We start from the raw sequence: 16,756 nt of genomic DNA on the forward strand, positions 1-16,756 counted from the left end.
TAGTTCTGTTACAAATAGATTATCACCACTCTCGCCCTGAAGTCGGACAATGAATGGGAAATAAATAACCAAATATTTGACTCGGAAGCACATTTTGTCTAAAAGCATCAGGAAAATATAAATCACTATCACTCGTCAATCTTCCAGTCGTACTTTTATCATTAAGAGTGATGGTGACAGCACCATTGTGAACTCGATAATGACCAGTGATAGAGATAATTCTATCTGGCGATCCCGAATACTCATCTTTGCCCCTATATCTTCTCATTTCTACAACATTATTGGCTCTGAAAAACAAACGTGCAGGCTTACCATCTTTAGGATAATCATCATCTCCTTGTCGCCAAACAGAACGTCTTAAAATTTTTGTAAATTCTGCATTATTATTAGGCGAATAGCCAAGCACTTCACGATAATACTGTGCGCTCTTACGAACCAATGCTAAATCAGGATCTGTTTTGCTCCGCTCTCGACGTACTGGATCAAGAGAAACCGCTTTTTTCAACGCTTGAATAACATCGTATAAAGAAACAGCACTGGTAATACTCTCATCTTGACTACAATCCAAAGTAGGAGCAACAATTGATGCCGTACAAGCAAAGTTATAATAGCCTAGTGCATAATGACGATCAGCTTTTGTCGCCTGTAAGAACAACGGTAAAGCTTGGTAATATTTCCTTTGTTTATATAATCTAAAACCACGTGTATTCAGTTTTTTGGCTTTTTGAAAATCACCTTGTGAACGCTGCCAATTTTCATTTTCAGTATCGTCATTTTCTCCTTCATCGCTATCAATCAGCACATCACCACCGCAACCATCAAAGCGTTGATTAACAATAACCAAATGAGAAAGCGTGTCACCTTTACCCTCTGTAACACAAGGCTTTTCAATCAGCATAATCGACAATGGCTTACCATCACTTCCTTGTCCGTTATAAGTGGAGTAATCTTTATGATCATATCGTTCAACGATACCTCTAACTTCCGTTATCCCCGTTTCATTAGGATAAGAAAGTACAGCTTGATACAGCTCATCATTCTGATGTTTTAAGATCACATCCCAAAATGGCTCCATTCCACCGCCACTAAACTCTTTTGCTTGAAGTAGCCCAATATTGGCCAAAACCAATAAGATACTAACTAATTGTTTTCTCATTTGTATTTACTCCCATATTGTTCTACAAAATATGATAGCCATTCAATACAGCTTTACAAAACAAAATCTGTCAAACAATTATTCCCTCTCTTCTTAAGAGAGGGAATATTCGCAACTTAATCTCCTAATAGCTTTAACAAATTTCCTATTTGCTTAACCGCTTTTTCTTCTTTACTCGTGGGTTGAGCCGCTTGTTTTTTCTCCACTTTGCCACCCGCTTTGACGCACTTATCCATTTCTAGCACAGTCACACCTTTATCAATACAGATAAGAGAGACTTTGGCCTCTTGAATATCTGCTTGTAACTGCTTAACTGTCTCTTGTTTAATGGTTGCATTCCATTGAGTATGTTTTTTAGGAGAGGTTACATCAGGTTTGATACCCACTGTATTTTCCATTTTCTTAGCCACAGCATCTGCCGCTTGTTTAGCAAGGTGATCGCAAGCTTGAGCTTGTGCCAAAGTCTCACTACCTTGATAACAACTTTCGGCAGCTTCCATAAACGGTAATCCCGTAGTAACGGCTTGTTTATAAATATTTAACACACCACCCGATAAATTATCGTTCAAGCCAGTAAGCATTTGCAAACCTTGTTGCAATTCTTGAACCTCTTCTGCACCAGCAAACGCTTGCACTAAGCCCATAACCGCTTTAGCTTGTTCATCGGTTTTATCCTTCCCGGAGGATTGGGTATTTTCTACTCCCATATTGCTCTGTTGCTGCTCGCCCTGTGGTGCCAATTGCTGAGCCGTTTGCTCTATGCCTTTCTCTGCATCGCCCATCGCTTTGGCTAACGCCCCCATCATCGCAAAAGCTTGTGCCGCCTCATCTTGCTCCGAAGTGCCTGTTGCGCTGGCTGAAGCACGAGTGGTATTTACACCAGTACTCTCTGACATTTGAGCTCCTGTTGTATCCGTTTGAGGTAATACAGCCTGACTCGCTTCCTTATCTGCATCAATCAAAGACTGTTTATCAATTATGGATTGTGTCAATGGTTTGAGGTAAGAACCCGTCCAATTGTGATTCGGTTTTTTACCACAGTATCCCCACGCACCTTTGAAAGTACATAGTTTGTTATCAAAACGCCAGACAGTACGCCCCCAGTGATATGAACCGTCTTTTTCACTATCACATTTGTAGTCAGAACCATCCTCAACCCAGTAGCCTGTAAAAGTTTTGGTTGTTTCATCATAATCACCGAATATACGACCATTATCTTCGGCATAGGTGCCTTGGACGCTAGAACCATCGAGGTGCACTATTGCCCCATTTTGGCTTGTTTCCCATTGTCCCTCAATGGTTTGCACACCAGCTTTGCCACCGAAATCAATTTGCAGTGCTTTATCAGTGCTTGCTGTATCAATTTCTATGGTTTTGGTACTACTACTGTTATCGGCTTCGATGCGGTATTTGCCAGCGGATAAGAGGAAATCTACCCCCACGTTGGCAGCTGCTCTTTTTGTCGCAATCGTTGCGCCCTCAGCATCAATAACTGAAAAGGTCACAGGTGTGCAAGCATTCATACCCACGGCACTAATATGAATAGGTTCAAAGTTAATTGCCAGCTCTGTGGTTTTACCTGCAGTAATAGTAAACGGCGTTTTAAGTTTAAAGTCGACGTACTCAGAGATTAAAAAATACTTGCCAACAGGAATGCGCTCTTTACAAGCGCTATCAACGTAGGAATTACAACTAGTAATACGTTTACTGTTATCTTCGTCTATTGGACAATAAATATAGTGATAAGCTGCAACTTGTTTACCACCCTCAGTCTCAAAGGCTTTAATTCGCAGATTGTATTTAGAGGCAGGTTTTGGCTTAGGTTGCGGCTTAGGCTCAACTTTTTGCACCGTATGCACCACAGTTCTCATTGCATTATTAAGTGCTTGAGCATTTTTAGCAGAAAAATATTACCCTCCCGTTGCTCTAGCGACACAAGAAAGCTGAGCATCAGTAGCTTTATCAACATTAAAACCAATTACGTGAGTCACAAAATCAATGCCTTGTTTTTTTAATTGTTTAGCGGTAGCACAAGGATCAAGATCACAAGTTTCCTTACCATCACTAATTAAGATAACCGTAGCCTTGTCTTCCGTATAACGCAATGTATTCGCTGCTTGACGTAATGAACGGCTAATCGGTGTTTTACCCTTTGGTTGAATACTTTTTACTTGCTTTAATAACGCTTGTTTATTAAAACCACTAATAGGTACTAACACCTCAATATCGTTACAATTCCCTTTTTGTCGATGACCATACGCCATTAGCCCTAACTGTGTTTTTGGATTCCATTGTCCAACCACTTGCTTGAGTGCATCCTTTGCAATCGCAATTTTTTCTCTACCGTCCACACGTCCCCACATACTGCCCGAAGCATCGAATACGATCATTGCTTGATCAGCAGCTTGTGCAACACCTGCGGTAAAGAGTAATAATGATAAAAAAAGCTTTTTCATAGTACTTCTCCCGTAAAATTAAAGAAATTATTCAACAAAAACATCACTATAGTTGGGATGAAAAGTAAAAAAATAATGACAATTTTTGCAAATTTTGAAGTGAATGTGACCGCTCGAAACTGGCTACCGACAATATTGCCGTTAGTTTTTGATCTGCCATTGAGCAATTCAAGAATAGTGATAAAACTTACTGTAGCTAAACACAATTTTATAACTCCCTAAATGTAGGAAATAACGCATTGTTAATTACTTCCTTTCCTTAGGAGATAGAACTGATAGGTTCCTCTAAAATCCTTATTAGATCATTTAATCTACTGTTAGTATAAAAATAACACAGAAAAAACGCAAGAAAAACCTTAATTTTAAATATAAATCATTAAAAAAGAGGGGGTTATTTGAAAAAATTGAATTTAAAAAATATATACTCAACTAAATTGAAATAAAACACGGTTACTAAGTTTGTTAAAGCAGGATTGCTGAGTTTGTCGAAGTACGGTTACTGAGCCTGTCGAAGTACGGTTACTGAGCTTGTCGAAGTACGGTTACTGAGCTTGTCGAAGTACGGTTACTGAGCTTGTCGAAGTACGGTTACTGAGCTTGTCGAAGTATAAGTACTTTTTTCCCTACCTCTTTATTCTAAATTGAATATCGTTCATCAAATACAATACACCTTACGAGCGTAACAACTTTATTTTGCGTAATTATAAAAATAAAAAAACCTTGATAATATAAGTATTATCAAGGCTGTAACTAAATATAAAAGATACAAAATGGTGCCTGAGCGAACACTTAACAAAATCATTTATACATCATAAATAAAGGCGATTTAATTTATGTATCTTTATACATACTACCAACCGTACTACCAAATTTTAATTTCATAAATAATAAAGAGAGGCTAGCGAGAGAATATCGTTCCTAAATTATAACAAAAACTCTTATATTTATATAAGATATTTCAATATGTTATGTTAGTGTTTCGGAACATTTTAGTGTTGTAAAGACTAGTTAAGCTGGGGGGAGTTGAACCCTAGTCTGGCGTGTAACTAACACGTTGATTTATATTAGCTTTCAACCTTTCCAGCTTCACCACGTGACAAACACGGACTATTTACCCTGACATACTTCAATAAATAAATCCTGTGGATTGTAACAAGCCGGATTTTTAAATCCAAGAACTTCTGCACACCACTCCGAACAGAAATATCTATCCTTAGCGTCTCCCAATCTAAAAATCTGACCTAATGCTCCGCATAAATCATACTTTAAACCTCGTGTTTTCCTAAAAAAATTATCTACCGTTGCTACATCAACATCTACGGCAACTAAATCCCACTTGTGTGTTGGTAATTCCATTTTTTTAGTTCGCACTCCTCCATCTCTAGGAGATGATGAGTAGCATTGAAACGTTCTACTATCTGACGGTATCACAAGTTCACAATGCGAATACTTGCTTCTCGTAAAGAGTCTTATTACTTCATCCGTTATTCTCATTTTTAATGTTTTTAAATTTTTAACTTTAACTTTGTGCTTATAAAAAGCGATACAAACACTGTTCATAAAACCTCCTTAATGGTAACAATAGAGCAAGTTTCGTGCAAGCAATGAGAATGTGTATGTTTCACTAAAACTTGCGCTATGTAATTGTTGGCTAAAGCTAGATGCGTGATGTTTATAGGGGACTAACTCATCGTTAAATGGAATCAGTGAGTAATAAGTTAAATCAAACCAAGGATAAAACCAATTTCCAATCGACTTTGCATAAACAAAATAAATTGGTGTTAAAACAACATACAGTCTTTTATTGTCTTTTATCGTCGGCATCTGGATCTTATTATGCTTCACCGTATAATCATTATCCCACCAGTTTTTTACTGAATGAAATTTCAAGGATGTTATATCCAAAGCATTTAGATTTATATTATTGCTATCAATGTATGATAAAGCATTGTTTGAATCGATTAGAATTAAACCGTAATCAGGTATCAAGTGCTTTTTGGGTTTACCAGCAACAATGAAATGTATGCGGTGTTCTTTATCAGTCAATCGACCGTTAGGATAGTCTTCTGCCACTTTCCAGTGCTTATCAAGATTATAAGATGTGCAGAGAAACATTTCAGTACTGTTTCCTGAATGCCTAAATTTGATAGGAAGAAAATTTAAAAATACTTTTTCATTAGCTTCCGCTGGAGTTGTTTTCCAGGTAAACATATGTGGAATATTAGATACTAGTACAATTAAATTACTAAGATCTAATTTAGTATTGCTAATCTTAATCCATTTCGACTTATTATTAAAATATCGGTTATTGTCATACGGTATTCCTCCGTCGTCGTCAACCGTCATTTCATCCGAGAGTTTTGTATCAAAAGCCAAATCTTTAATAGCAATATCAAACTTGGATAATAATGTTAATGAAAACTCATTAGAATCGAACACGTGATCATCAATAGACAAGCCAATCATAGCGTTACCTCGATGCAATGCGGTAATACTTCTTTTGCGTTAGTGATCGTACCCACGACTTCAAAAGTCCCATTTCTGAAGCCTAAAATTTTAGCACTACTATCACCACTGTAAACAACACCACAATCAAATACTAAAGCGTGTGTATTCGTATTTAAGTCATCAATTACGCTATCAAGAGACAAATTTCTTTTAACGCTCACTCTGCTATGGTTGTTGCTCTGAATTGTAGAAATTCCATATTTTTCAGACATAGCCTCTCCTTTTATTACGCGGGACTTGCATTGGCATAAGTGCTAACATATTGCTCAGAATCAATATACTCTTCAGTCCAACCGCTTGAAAAATCATATGCTAACGGATTTTCACAAGTTTTTAACTGTGCGTGATGTCTTTCTGCATTAAAATAGTTAAGCTGATATTCAGAGAACTTCTTAGCGTGAATTTCTTTGAGTAGTTCTTCTGTCATATCAACAAAATCACCGCTCATTGTTTTCCATTTTACATCTACCCAAATTCCTAAAGAAAGATTGTTAATTAATTGCTGATAACCGATTTCAGAAACTAGATCAGTATGAAACCATTTTCCTACAGACTCTATATAAACCCCACCTTGACAAGCTTGATAGCGCTTTTTCTTGATTTTTTCCCAGACCTCTTTACGCTCTTTTTTAAGACGAGCATTTTTTGATTCAATATCGATAATCCAACTTTTCGTCCCATCATCCCATTGATAATCCGAAGTTGGCGCTGGTGGCACTCCTGAAATACCTAAACTACCGTCTTCGGCAATCCAAAAAAAACCACCGAAGCGTTGGGTTTCTCTAATAAGTTTTTCTTCCGCTTCCGTGATTAAAAATGTATCTTCCGTGATTTCTTCCTTTTTAGAAATAGCAGAAATTAATTTACTGTTGAATAGAAAGACTTTCATTATTAAATACCTCATTTGGAATATAAAAATAGGACATATCGTGACATTTCTGAATTTCTTTACGATAAAAGATAGATTCGGGATTCAAAACTAATTGTCGCAACGCAATAAGATTTGGATCGACGTCAAAATCCTCTATCTGATATTCAATGTCTAGAGGAGTAAGCACCTCTGCTCTGTCTTCATACCAAGCTTTTCTATCTTGATATGAGGCAATCTGAACTTCGATTAGATTATTAATATAATCAACTTTAATCTTCCCTACTGTATGTAAGCCAAGAGTGAGATGTTTAATCCCCTCTTGAAACATTATGTTTTCTTCAATAAAAAACATTATTTCTCCCCTTATAATTTACCCATACGCACCCGTATCTTTCCGTTAGTGTCATAAACTGTTATACGTTCTGAATCTATTACCAAGCCAACATCTTTGCCTGCGCCTTTAATGCTGACTTGCCCAGACGAATTTACTTTGAACTTACCGTTTCCTATATCAATACTTCCCGCAGTAATATCTCCTAAGTTCGAACTAAGCGCCGACAATTTACTTACACTTAACTTATCAGCAGTTATCGCTCCTGAAGATATTTTATCTGCCGAAACAGCATTGGCTGCGAGATGCGACGTTGTAATACCGCCTTTTGCTATAAGCGCGGGAGCCAATACCGCTTTTTCTTCTTGCACTGTAAATAAGGGTTGCAACTCTCCATTTTCACTCGCAGCAACATTAAAGTTATTTGCGAGTACGTTTACTGAAGATTCGACTGCTTGACCATCTATACTAGAACCAAGTGTAATCCCAGCTATTGCTTTTCTATTTCCCGCAATTGCTTGTGTCTTAAGCGTGTACGTTGAAGAGACTTTTTTAGCTAGAGTCACTGGCGCCCATTCACTTCTATAAGAAATCGGCATTACAGTCTGTTTGTATGCGTCATCTCTATTGCTATAGCCCGAAGGATGTAGTGTAACACTTACATTTTTTTCAGTGTCTATCCAATAAGTTTCGCCACCTCTTAGATAGAAAACTTCTTGGCTTGATATTTCCATTTGACTGAGTTTTAAGATTGGCGATTTGTTATCTTTTACGCTTTTAAATGTAAATTCCTCGATATTTCTTTGAACATCTATTACACCCCAACCACACCCGTTGGTCGTCCATTGGCAGAGCATTGAGAAGCCATAATCGCTACCCCAGCTCGTCCGATGTGACTGTGCAACAAGTTCTTTTGAAACCCTAAAAAAATATTTTGCCACACACCCAAGTCTTGAGCTCACCACAGGATACCAAGTATTTTCATCCAGATTCGTCAAATCTAGATTAGTTCTAACGAGATTATCGGGATTAAAATTCTCGACTTTTGCAGTTAACGTAGTCAGCTGATTTGTAAAAGCCGAGTTTTGAGTAGCCTGCGTTTCTTTAAATGAAGATATTTCAGCTGTAACTTCATTTTTTAAGTCTTCAGGGGCTGGTGTCCAATCAGTTGCGACATCCCCAACACTAACTTTAATCCATTCAATTTCTGGGTTCACTGCAACACTAGCTTGTAAATGAAATGTCGTGTTGTCGGGGGTTAAGTTGCCTGTTAATACTCTTTTTAACGTTAATACTTGCCATTTTGTACTTAGCTTTTTATCAAACGCTTGATAACTGTTATCAGTGTTAAAATACTGACTGTATCCCACATTGTCTTTATCGCACTTCGCTTTTATCTGAACAACAACAGAAGTGCCTCTTTTAATAGTCTCAGACAGCCAGTTGCGCTTGTATCTAATTCTCGAGCCATACGCTGACAAAGGGGCTTTGGAATTTAAAAAGTAGTTTCTTGCGCCGACCTCAATATTATCAACTTTAGCGGTCAGTGTTGTTAACTGACTTGCCGCTGATTGCTGATTATTCGCAACAGTTTGAGATAATGTACTAATACCCGCTTTGTTAGTGTTCACTTGGCTAACTAAAGTCTGTCTCGCTTGCGCTTCTGCGTTATCGCCCGCAATTCTTGCGGCTCTTTCTTGCTCTAACCCTGCAACTAAATTATTTTTAACTGCAGTTAATCGTGCAAGTTGTTGAGATTGCTCATTTGTCGCAGTTTCAACAGCTGTGATTTTAGTGCCGAATTGTTGAGCTTGTACAAGCAATGCTTGTTGGCGTTGTGTTGCTTCTGTTGTAATTTTGCTGTTGAGTATTTTTTCTCCAGCTTTTCTATGCTCTATCTCATCATTAATTAGCTTATCGTAATTAAACGCACTTTTTAATACGTCAATTTCGTCATCGATATCGACAGATGTCTGAGCTTTCAAACCTGCATTTTTATAGAACTCGCCGTTGTTAATTCCACGTGTATGACGTAGCCAGTAGTAACGGATTTTGTTCGCTCCGACTTCGTGCGAGTACATTTGAGCGGTCACTTTTGCTAATTTTTCTGCGGTTTTTATATCGTCGGTTTCTGATACAAAAATCTCGGTTTCTGTTGTGTCATCAACGTATTGCCACTCAAGAACAACGTTTTTTAAACCATTTGTGATTTCTACGGCTGTTGGTCTTGGTGGCTTGTCGATAACAAAATCATTGGTCTTCGTGTTTAACACTTGACCATCGTCATTTTTAGCTACAATGGTGACACTATAATCACCATTAGCTAAATTATCTAACTTAGCTGTCGGAGATTTTTGACCTAATTTAGTATCATAAAGCTGTCCATCTTTATAAATTCTAATATCATATTGAGCTGTACCACTGCCGTTTGAAGTGTCAGCGGTAACAGTAGCACTACCTTGATTAACATTGATTGCGACATTATCAACTGTTGGCGTTCTATGGAGAGTATCTTCCTGAGCTGAAAATATAACTCCATTATCAACAATATTCTCTTTCTGCGGCTCGTGTTGTAAGGCTAAAATTGAATACTTGCCTTTCTCCTCTTCGCTAATAGTCAAGGCTTTAAAAAGTTGAGGTTTAATCGTCTGTGTAGTCAAAGACCATACGCCTAAATCTTGTAAGCCTGTTGGCTCATTTTCTAACGTAATTTGATGACCGTTTACACTCTCAATCTTGATGTCTCGTGGGCGTGCGGAGTTATCAATATAGCTAAAATAACTATTATCAGTAATTTCAATTTCACGATCTAAAGTAACTACCTTACCATTTACCGCAGAAACTCGTCCGCCAATATCTGTGCCTGCATAAGACACATCGGCAACTTTGATAATGTCGCCAGGTATGTGCATTAAGCCCTCTGTACCGACTTTAAATGTAACTGTTTTTGTCTCTAGTTTTTCAGTTTGTAAAATCCATAAGCCAGTACGGTGTGCTTGACCACGAGATGTACAACCAAAGGCTTTGACTTTCTTCACATTTAAACCATTTCTACGGATTAAATCATCATCAGAAACATACTCAATTGTTTTCTGATAATTATTTGTTGGATCGCTCCATTCTACGTGAATAGCATTGTGGCGAGATTTTAATGCTGAGTATGTGTAAGTAAATTCGCCATCAATAACATTTGCATTGGTATAAGTCCAAACAGGATCTGTCGGTCTATCCATCACAATAGTTAGTTCTCGACCATTCCACACAGGCATTGCTCTAAAAATTGAGCAAATATCATTAATTAAATTATAAGCAGATTTTTGATCTGTTATCCAAGCATTACATACAAAACGAGGCTCTTCACCGCCGAAGCCATCTGGAACAATCTGGTCACAATATTGCCCAGCCTGATATAACGCCCATTTATCTACTCCAAAATCTCCTAAGCGTTGCCCCAAACCGTAACGTTTACTTGTTACTACATCATAAAGTATCCAAGCAGGATTGTTCGTCCATTCTGTTTTAAAAGTACCGTCCCAAATTCCATCATATTGACGAGTATGAGGGTTGTAATTGCTTGGTACTCGAACTTTAATACCATAAACATCATAAGTACGACTTGGAACAGATGAGAAATAATCAGAATCGAATTTAATGCCTGCCAATGCTGTGTTTGGATAGCTAAAATCTGTATCAATGATTTCTGTATAACTCGCCCAAATTGTGTTGTTTTGTAGTCGGCTACTTGTACTATCTTCATTTATTCGCTCAACTCGAACGATAAAAGGGGTTTCAGGTAAATCTGTAAAAATATATTTTCTTAAATATTGAGAACTGTATTTACCGCTAATAGTGATAATATGACTATTATCACCTATTGTTACTCTAAAAGTAGCTTCTGAACCATAAGTATCACCTTGATCGTTTTGGTGAAACAATGACTGAACGCCTAATGTTAAACGTAGGCGAGTTACATTGCTATCGGTTATCGTGTGAGTCAAAGGAGTTTTCTTGCGAACTTGTTTACTTACTGCGATTTCTTTTTCACTCGTATTAAAACCTGTCATCGCCGTTTGGTCTTGTGTACCACGACGGCTTTCTGCAAATAAATTTTTAAAATTATAGCTATCATCACTAGCTTGAACAGGTGTGTTGTCAAGATAAACAGATTTAAAACCATCTTGTAGTCCTTGTATTTCACCCTCTGACACAATCTCAACAATCTTAACATTTTGTTTAGAACGACCGCTATCTTTAGCTTCGTAAGGAGTGTGTCCGCTTTCTCCACCTTTTCCCATTTTAAACTCCTGAATTTTGGAAATAAAAAAACCGCCTGTATTTCTACAAGCGGTATGATTTAATTAAGTTTTTGCAAATTAAAAATCATAAAGCAATCTTGGTCTAACTTGCTCTGCAAAATCATCAAGCCAAAAATTGAACTCGTGGCTTAAGTCATAAGCTGTCGCAGCAATATTATTGCTAATACCTGAAAGACGTGTTATTCCTAGTGCCTCAAACAAATCTCGGTGCGTTTGCTCCATATTTTTAGCAAATTGTTGAGACATATCAATATATTTTAGTATAACTTTTGCCGTTTCTCTGTCTATTGTAACCGTTTCATTTTGGTCTAATTTCTTTACTTCATTATCAAAATAGGATTTGGCTTTTTTCATTACACATTTTAATGGCATTCCAAAATTATGTAAGTAATGACCGCCTAATTCATCACTGATTTTATTATACATTCCTTTATTAATGGCTTCAGCTCTCATTTCTTGTGCTTGATTGCAGAAATGATACAGTTTAGCTACTAATTGTAATGTATCTTCATCACATTTGTTTTCTTGTACCATATATCGAATAGTTTATGGGTAAGCAAATCATTTGTTGATCACCACCATTTGAAGGTGTGATCATAACGATCATACCTTGTGAAAGTACTGTATCACGTTTAATTCTAGCTAATTGTGCTTCCCACGCTAAGCCGATATTTTCACAAATAGGTTTCATTGCAGTGTATTGTGTACCGTCTTTTTCAAAAGTAATTAAAGATTGATTGTTGAATGTAATTGTTTGGGTTGAGATTTGATTAGACATAACTGTCTCCTTTGTGTAATTTTCGAAATTACCCCTAATAATATAGGGTTGCCAAGAGGTTCGAAAACCGCACAAAGTTCGGCTGGGATTATTCCTCTTACGAGTATTATATTCTCCGCCCTCTCGGCATAGATTTTGATTTTTTACCTTTTTGTATCTAAATAAATTCTAAAGGCACTACTTTTAGTAAATTCTAGATACAAAAAAACCGCTTAGGATTTCGGTTGCGGCTTACCGCTCTGTGAAAGGTTTCGACACCTTGATAAGAATAATATAATTTTATTTTTGATATGTAAAGAAAAACCAGCTTTATTTTAGCTGGGTTTTTATTTAATCTTAAATAACTACGATTAAGCAGCTCTTTTTTCTCGACGCTCCGCTATTGCCAAACTTTGACGATATTCCGTTGCCTCTGCTAGCATTGTCCATTTTGTTTTAATACCTTTATTTTCAAGATATTTTTTTATGTCCTTAATGCTAAGTTCAAAAAATTCTTTTCTTGCATTCACTTTATTAACAGACGCAAGCTCAAATTTATTATGTAATTCTTTCTCCAATGCTGGAGCGTCATCACTAAAAATCATTGCATGAACATCAAATGGGAATGGGACAGAAGCATCTCCTAACTCTTTAACTCGATCTAATGGTTCTAAACGTCTAGTCATACCAATTTTAAAGATATCTTCACCAAAACTACCTATATTACTAATAATATAAACATGTCCTTGTTTTGTTTGCTGAGCCATTGATAATGCCCTTTTCCCTTTTTCTTCAGCCTCTGCTAATTGATTTTCAAGGAGTTTTAATTTTTCTTCATATTTTTGTTTTTGCTCTTCCGTAGCATTCAACATTTCTTCTCTAGCTTTAACCAATGCAGCCTGAATTAAACTTTCTTCTTTCTCAGCTTGTTTAATAGCTCTTTCAATTTCCCTTTGTGCAGCAGCCTCTTCTCTCATCTGAGCTCGTATTTCTCTCTGCTCTTCAGCTTCTATTTCTTTCTGACAAATATATTGATAATAAGCCTCACATTCTTGCATTTTTAATTCAACGTAAGACAAGGATATTCCAACTTCTAAATCAATCAGGAGTTTTTCTAATGTTTCTGCTAGTTTTTCTATTTTAGATAAAGTAGCTTCGTAATTTTTAGAGCTTATCTTACTAATTAAATATTCACAATGGGTATTAAATGCTGTGATAAGTAATTTACCTTGATTATTAAAAAGACGTTTATCATAAGCCCTATTTCCTGTTAAGTCTAAGAAATCATCAGGGTAAGAATACGCTTGGCTTTTTCTAACCATTTCTTTCTGTTTTGCTCTTATATCTTTTAATTTCTCGTTATATGCTCCACTACTTACCTCACCATATTGAGGAAGAGGGTAAATACCACAACTAACAAATTTATCCATATCCGAATATAAAGACATTTCACTCTGTAATGCTTCAATATTCTGTTCTAACTCCAAAAGAACCACTTTCTTATCATCTAATTTTGTATATTTCTCTTCTATCTCTGCTGATGATCTTTGCATTTCTTGAAGATGCCTTGTTTCATCGTTCAATTCTTCAAATATTTTTTTCTTTACTTTAAATTTTTCACTTATATTATCTAATTGTGCCGTTACACTTTTTAATTTATTTGAGGCAATAACTTCTTCATTCAACAAATTATTCTTTGTATTCTCTAATTTTTCTATTTCCACTTCTCTATTTTTCTTTTCTTCATCAAAAGCTTTTAATACACCTGCTTTTTTAAATGCTTTCCTAAACCCAATCCAATAGCCAAAAGAAAATAAAATTGCTACAAAAACGAAGAATACAACCAACGCTGTCATTTCATTACTCATACATTACTCCCTGCACAAAAAAATTGTTCCTTAAGTTTTGCTCTTTGTAAGCATCTTTTTTCCAGTGATTTATTTCCTTTAGCTAAAAACCTTTCATACTTACGTTTATTTTTAGCTTTTCTTTGCTGTTCCTGACGTTTTATTTTTTGATTTAAAATTCTTTCCGCATTCTTTCTGTCTCTTTCTATTTCGGCTAGCCTTTTCTTTCTCTCTTTCTCTAAATGCTTACGTTCTCTAATTATCTGAGCATTTCTTCTTTTGGCTTCTCTCTCTTGTTCTCGCTGTATTCGAGTTAAAGCTCGATTTACTTTTATGAGTGTTTTTAACATAGCTTATCTACCATTATTAGATTTTGTTAATTAGATCAATAAAAAAGCACTCCGAAGAATGCTTAATCTAAAATTAATTATTTGTACACTGGTATTTAACTTTCATTATGTATTCCATACAGTCACCACCCCACATAGAGTTACAACCTCTCGTAGAGCCACCAAATGGCTCTGCATTAGAGTATCCCCACGCTTTACATTTTCTAATAACTGTCTGTAACGTTTTCTCTTTGTTTACTTGAACACGTTCAAATGGTTGCTTAGTAACAGCCATTTCAACAATTCCATCTGACTTGCTACCACCAACAGCATACATTTCCTTTTCTTGAACCGCACACCCTGTTAAAACAAGACTTAACAAACTAACTACTAATAACTTTTTCATAAAACCTCCGTTGTGAATAAAAACGGTGGTATTTTATCAAAAATTAAATATTTATAGGAAAATAAATTCTGATTTTGCGATCTAGATCGAGAAAATCAATCATTCAACTTTCTAACTTGTGACTTTGTAGTAATCTCATTTCATAAAATCACGAAACGAGGAAAAACTATGAAACAACAATTTAAACAGTGGTTAATTAACCAAAATGACCGATTTATAAACGACAACATTACATCTATTCTCTCTAAGATTGATGACGAACTTAATATCATTAATGCTAATGAAGAAGAAACAGAAACTTTAATACTGTGGCTTAGTGAATTTTTAGGGTAATAAAAAACCTGCATTATGCAGGCTTAGGTTATTTCTTTTCTAGTCGTTACCGTCCCAACCTTCAATAAATCTTTTCATAGTATGCTCCTTTTTAATTGAATTAAAAAAGATTACTGTCACTAATCTTTACTGCTTTTACGTGATGAATTATAACAAGGCGTATTTATAAAATAAACTTTATATTTATTCAACAACCACTTCTTCATCAAAGGTTTCAACACCTTGCGAAATAACTAACGATCCTGTTCTGATTTTTCCATAAGCTAACGGAACAGGACGACCTTGCGCAGTCATATTTGATAAATTAGAAAAGTGGGTAGATTTTTTCTTCTCAGCCTCATCTCCTGTATTCATTTCTGGCGTTTTGGTTAGCATTTGAGCAACACCACCAATCATCATACCAATACCTGAAGCAACCAATGCCGAACCACCCGCCCAAGATGTCATAACTCCTACAACAATCATAACCACACCAACAATTGTTTGGAATAAGCCTTGCTTCTTAGCTCCTTTCAACACTGGTGTAAAATGTACTGTTTGACCTTTTTTTAATTTCTGAAACAACCCTTTTTCTAAATAACGAGAGTCAATGTACTTACTTCCAATTCTGACTTTAAATAATCCTTGTTGAAAGGCTTGCTTTAGCCCTTGTATTTGCGAAGTTAATGCTCTTAATGCTTCAGCAGTGTCTTGTACATCTAATTCGAATTTATCGCCAAATCTTGTAAGGCTACCGTAAAATCTAACTCCAACCATTTTTTGTATCTCCAAATGCTATGTGTATGCTTTAACCAATACCCATCGTATAAATCTCGCTTTGACAAACGCTTGGGACTGTGGTGTAAAATCATTTGCTCACCGATATAAATACCTGCGTGATTAGGCACATCTGCTCCAACTTGAACAAGGATAACATCACCAATCTGTAATGACTCTCCCTCTTCTAGCTTCTCAAACCCTTGTTTTTCAATATTGTCTAAATATAAATTGGTGTCTTTCCACCATTTGTCAGCTCGTTCAAAATCAGGAAAGTCTATACCTGACAATCTATAAAAATCTCTCGCAATGGTATAGCAATCGCTTGAACCATATTCGAATGAACGACCTATAAGCGGTGGGATTTTAGGAAAAATTTGCAAATCATCATTACAGACTAACCACCAATCTAAGCCTGAATTATGTTGCATTTGCCTATCCGCAATAGAGAGCGTTGGCTCTCCGTCAGGGTGTGAGTGAACTACTGCTACAATTTTGCCTTTGTTACTCGCTTTTAAATAATCATTAGGCGATATTTCAAAATAAACTGTAGGTTCAATTGCAATATTTTCACAAGCAACAAATTGATTTTCATTGCCATCAGAAACAATAAAACCGCACATTTCTTGCGGTTCTTTTTGCTTAGCATAGTTTATCAATTCTGCTTTTAATTTTTCTGATATATTCATT

17 protein-coding genes are annotated in these 16,756 nt (G+C 36.2%); 1 reads left to right on the plus strand and 16 read right to left on the minus strand.

Features of this window, described 5'->3' with window-relative positions; translation table 11 throughout:
* Positions 1–22: 22 nt before the first annotated feature.
* The 14 genes from A6B44_RS04890 to yecR form a co-directional block, all read right to left on the minus strand.
* Entirely contained in the window at positions 23–1,156 is a 1,134-nt protein-coding gene (locus A6B44_RS04890) for a hypothetical protein (protein ID WP_090923318.1), read from the minus strand.
* A 116-nt stretch (positions 1,157–1,272) separates the two neighbouring features.
* A complete protein-coding gene (locus A6B44_RS04895) occupies positions 1,273–3,006 on the minus strand; it encodes a hypothetical protein (protein WP_143054838.1) in 1,734 nt (577 codons plus the stop codon).
* Between the two features lie 60 nt (positions 3,007–3,066).
* Positions 3,067–3,612, minus strand: a complete 546-nt coding sequence (locus A6B44_RS04900; RefSeq protein ID WP_090923323.1) for a vWA domain-containing protein — start codon at positions 3,610–3,612, stop codon at positions 3,067–3,069.
* A 1,107-nt stretch (positions 3,613–4,719) separates the two neighbouring features.
* Positions 4,720–5,172 (minus strand): hypothetical protein, encoded by a 453-nt coding sequence (locus tag A6B44_RS04905; protein WP_090923331.1) that lies wholly within the window; start codon positions 5,170–5,172, stop codon positions 4,720–4,722.
* Between the two features lie 9 nt (positions 5,173–5,181).
* Entirely contained in the window at positions 5,182–6,078 is an 897-nt protein-coding gene (locus A6B44_RS04910; protein ID WP_090923333.1) for a hypothetical protein, read from the minus strand.
* Positions 6,075–6,332 carry a hypothetical protein gene (locus A6B44_RS04915; protein WP_090923334.1) on the minus strand — a complete coding sequence of 86 codons (258 nt, stop codon included), beginning with the start codon at positions 6,330–6,332 and terminating at the stop codon, positions 6,075–6,077. Before A6B44_RS04915 ends, A6B44_RS04910 begins: the two co-directional genes overlap by 4 nt.
* A 14-nt stretch (positions 6,333–6,346) precedes the next feature.
* Positions 6,347–7,009, minus strand: coding sequence for a DUF4376 domain-containing protein (locus A6B44_RS04920; protein ID WP_176673470.1), 663 nt, complete (start codon positions 7,007–7,009; stop codon positions 6,347–6,349).
* Entirely contained in the window at positions 6,984–7,319 is a 336-nt protein-coding gene (locus A6B44_RS04925; RefSeq protein ID WP_143054839.1) for a hypothetical protein, read from the minus strand. The genes A6B44_RS04920 and A6B44_RS04925 overlap by 26 nt, the downstream gene beginning before the upstream one ends.
* Positions 7,320–7,354: 35 nt before the next feature.
* Positions 7,355–11,617 (minus strand): TipJ family phage tail tip protein, encoded by a 4,263-nt coding sequence (locus tag A6B44_RS04930; RefSeq protein ID WP_090923339.1) that lies wholly within the window; start codon positions 11,615–11,617, stop codon positions 7,355–7,357.
* 78 nt (positions 11,618–11,695) lie between these two features.
* On the minus strand, positions 11,696–12,172 hold the full coding sequence (locus tag A6B44_RS04935; RefSeq protein WP_176673471.1) for a hypothetical protein: 477 nt from the start codon (positions 12,170–12,172) through the stop codon (positions 11,696–11,698).
* A complete protein-coding gene (locus A6B44_RS04940) occupies positions 12,150–12,416 on the minus strand; it encodes a phage antirepressor N-terminal domain-containing protein (protein WP_306400516.1) in 267 nt (88 codons plus the stop codon). The genes A6B44_RS04935 and A6B44_RS04940 overlap by 23 nt, the downstream gene beginning before the upstream one ends.
* Before the next feature lie 350 nt (positions 12,417–12,766).
* Positions 12,767–14,263 (minus strand): SNIPE associated domain-containing protein, encoded by a 1,497-nt coding sequence (locus A6B44_RS04945; RefSeq protein WP_090923297.1) that lies wholly within the window; start codon positions 14,261–14,263, stop codon positions 12,767–12,769.
* Positions 14,260–14,592 carry a hypothetical protein gene (locus A6B44_RS04950; protein WP_090923285.1) on the minus strand — a complete coding sequence of 111 codons (333 nt, stop codon included), beginning with the start codon at positions 14,590–14,592 and terminating at the stop codon, positions 14,260–14,262. Before A6B44_RS04950 ends, A6B44_RS04945 begins: the two co-directional genes overlap by 4 nt.
* Positions 14,593–14,665: 73 nt before the next feature.
* The gene (yecR, locus tag A6B44_RS04955; RefSeq protein ID WP_090923284.1) at positions 14,666–14,977 is read right to left on the minus strand and encodes a YecR family lipoprotein; all 312 of its coding nucleotides are present in this window, start codon (positions 14,975–14,977) and stop codon (positions 14,666–14,668) included.
* Positions 14,978–15,145: 168 nt separating this feature from the next.
* Between yecR and A6B44_RS04960 the strand changes: the two genes are divergently transcribed.
* Positions 15,146–15,310 carry a hypothetical protein gene (locus A6B44_RS04960; protein ID WP_176673472.1) on the plus strand — a complete coding sequence of 55 codons (165 nt, stop codon included), beginning with the start codon at positions 15,146–15,148 and terminating at the stop codon, positions 15,308–15,310.
* A 183-nt stretch (positions 15,311–15,493) separates the two neighbouring features.
* On the opposite strand, the gene A6B44_RS04965 is transcribed toward A6B44_RS04960, so the two are convergent.
* Positions 15,494–16,066, minus strand: coding sequence for a tail assembly protein (locus A6B44_RS04965; protein ID WP_090923283.1), 573 nt, complete (start codon positions 16,064–16,066; stop codon positions 15,494–15,496).
* A complete protein-coding gene (locus tag A6B44_RS04970; protein WP_090923282.1) occupies positions 16,009–16,755 on the minus strand; it encodes a C40 family peptidase in 747 nt (248 codons plus the stop codon). The genes A6B44_RS04965 and A6B44_RS04970 overlap by 58 nt, the downstream gene beginning before the upstream one ends.
* Position 16,756: the final 1 nt, after the last annotated feature.

The organism is Pasteurella skyensis (assembly GCF_013377295.1).
Lineage (GTDB): Bacteria > Pseudomonadota > Gammaproteobacteria > Enterobacterales > Pasteurellaceae > Phocoenobacter > Phocoenobacter skyensis.

What these genes read in the sequence shown, in the direction of transcription:
- A6B44_RS04915 (WP_090923334.1), bottom strand. Translation starts at nt 6,332, where the DNA reads ATGTCTGAAAAATATGGAATTTCTACAATTCAGAGCAACAACCATAGC.
- A6B44_RS04890 (WP_090923318.1), bottom strand. Translation starts at nt 1,156, where the DNA reads ATGAGAAAACAATTAGTTAGTATCTTATTGGTTTTGGCCAATATTGGG.
- A6B44_RS04970 (WP_090923282.1), bottom strand. Translation starts at nt 16,755, where the DNA reads ATGAATATATCAGAAAAATTAAAAGCAGAATTGATAAACTATGCTAAG.
- A6B44_RS04950 (WP_090923285.1), bottom strand. Translation starts at nt 14,592, where the DNA reads ATGTTAAAAACACTCATAAAAGTAAATCGAGCTTTAACTCGAATACAG.
- A6B44_RS04930 (WP_090923339.1), bottom strand. Translation starts at nt 11,617, where the DNA reads ATGGGAAAAGGTGGAGAAAGCGGACACACTCCTTACGAAGCTAAAGAT.
- A6B44_RS04925 (WP_143054839.1), bottom strand. Translation starts at nt 7,319, where the DNA reads ATGTTTCAAGAGGGGATTAAACATCTCACTCTTGGCTTACATACAGTA.
- A6B44_RS04965 (WP_090923283.1), bottom strand. Translation starts at nt 16,066, where the DNA reads ATGGTTGGAGTTAGATTTTACGGTAGCCTTACAAGATTTGGCGATAAA.
- A6B44_RS04910 (WP_090923333.1), bottom strand. Translation starts at nt 6,078, where the DNA reads ATGATTGGCTTGTCTATTGATGATCACGTGTTCGATTCTAATGAGTTT.
- A6B44_RS04935 (WP_176673471.1), bottom strand. Translation starts at nt 12,172, where the DNA reads ATGGTACAAGAAAACAAATGTGATGAAGATACATTACAATTAGTAGCT.
- A6B44_RS04945 (WP_090923297.1), bottom strand. Translation starts at nt 14,263, where the DNA reads ATGAGTAATGAAATGACAGCGTTGGTTGTATTCTTCGTTTTTGTAGCA.
- A6B44_RS04920 (WP_176673470.1), bottom strand. Translation starts at nt 7,009, where the DNA reads ATGAAAGTCTTTCTATTCAACAGTAAATTAATTTCTGCTATTTCTAAA.
- yecR (WP_090923284.1), bottom strand. Translation starts at nt 14,977, where the DNA reads ATGAAAAAGTTATTAGTAGTTAGTTTGTTAAGTCTTGTTTTAACAGGG.
- A6B44_RS04960 (WP_176673472.1), top strand. Translation starts at nt 15,146, where the DNA reads ATGAAACAACAATTTAAACAGTGGTTAATTAACCAAAATGACCGATTT.
- A6B44_RS04905 (WP_090923331.1), bottom strand. Translation starts at nt 5,172, where the DNA reads ATGAACAGTGTTTGTATCGCTTTTTATAAGCACAAAGTTAAAGTTAAA.
- A6B44_RS04900 (WP_090923323.1), bottom strand. Translation starts at nt 3,612, where the DNA reads ATGAAAAAGCTTTTTTTATCATTATTACTCTTTACCGCAGGTGTTGCA.
- A6B44_RS04940 (WP_306400516.1), bottom strand. Translation starts at nt 12,416, where the DNA reads ATGTCTAATCAAATCTCAACCCAAACAATTACATTCAACAATCAATCT.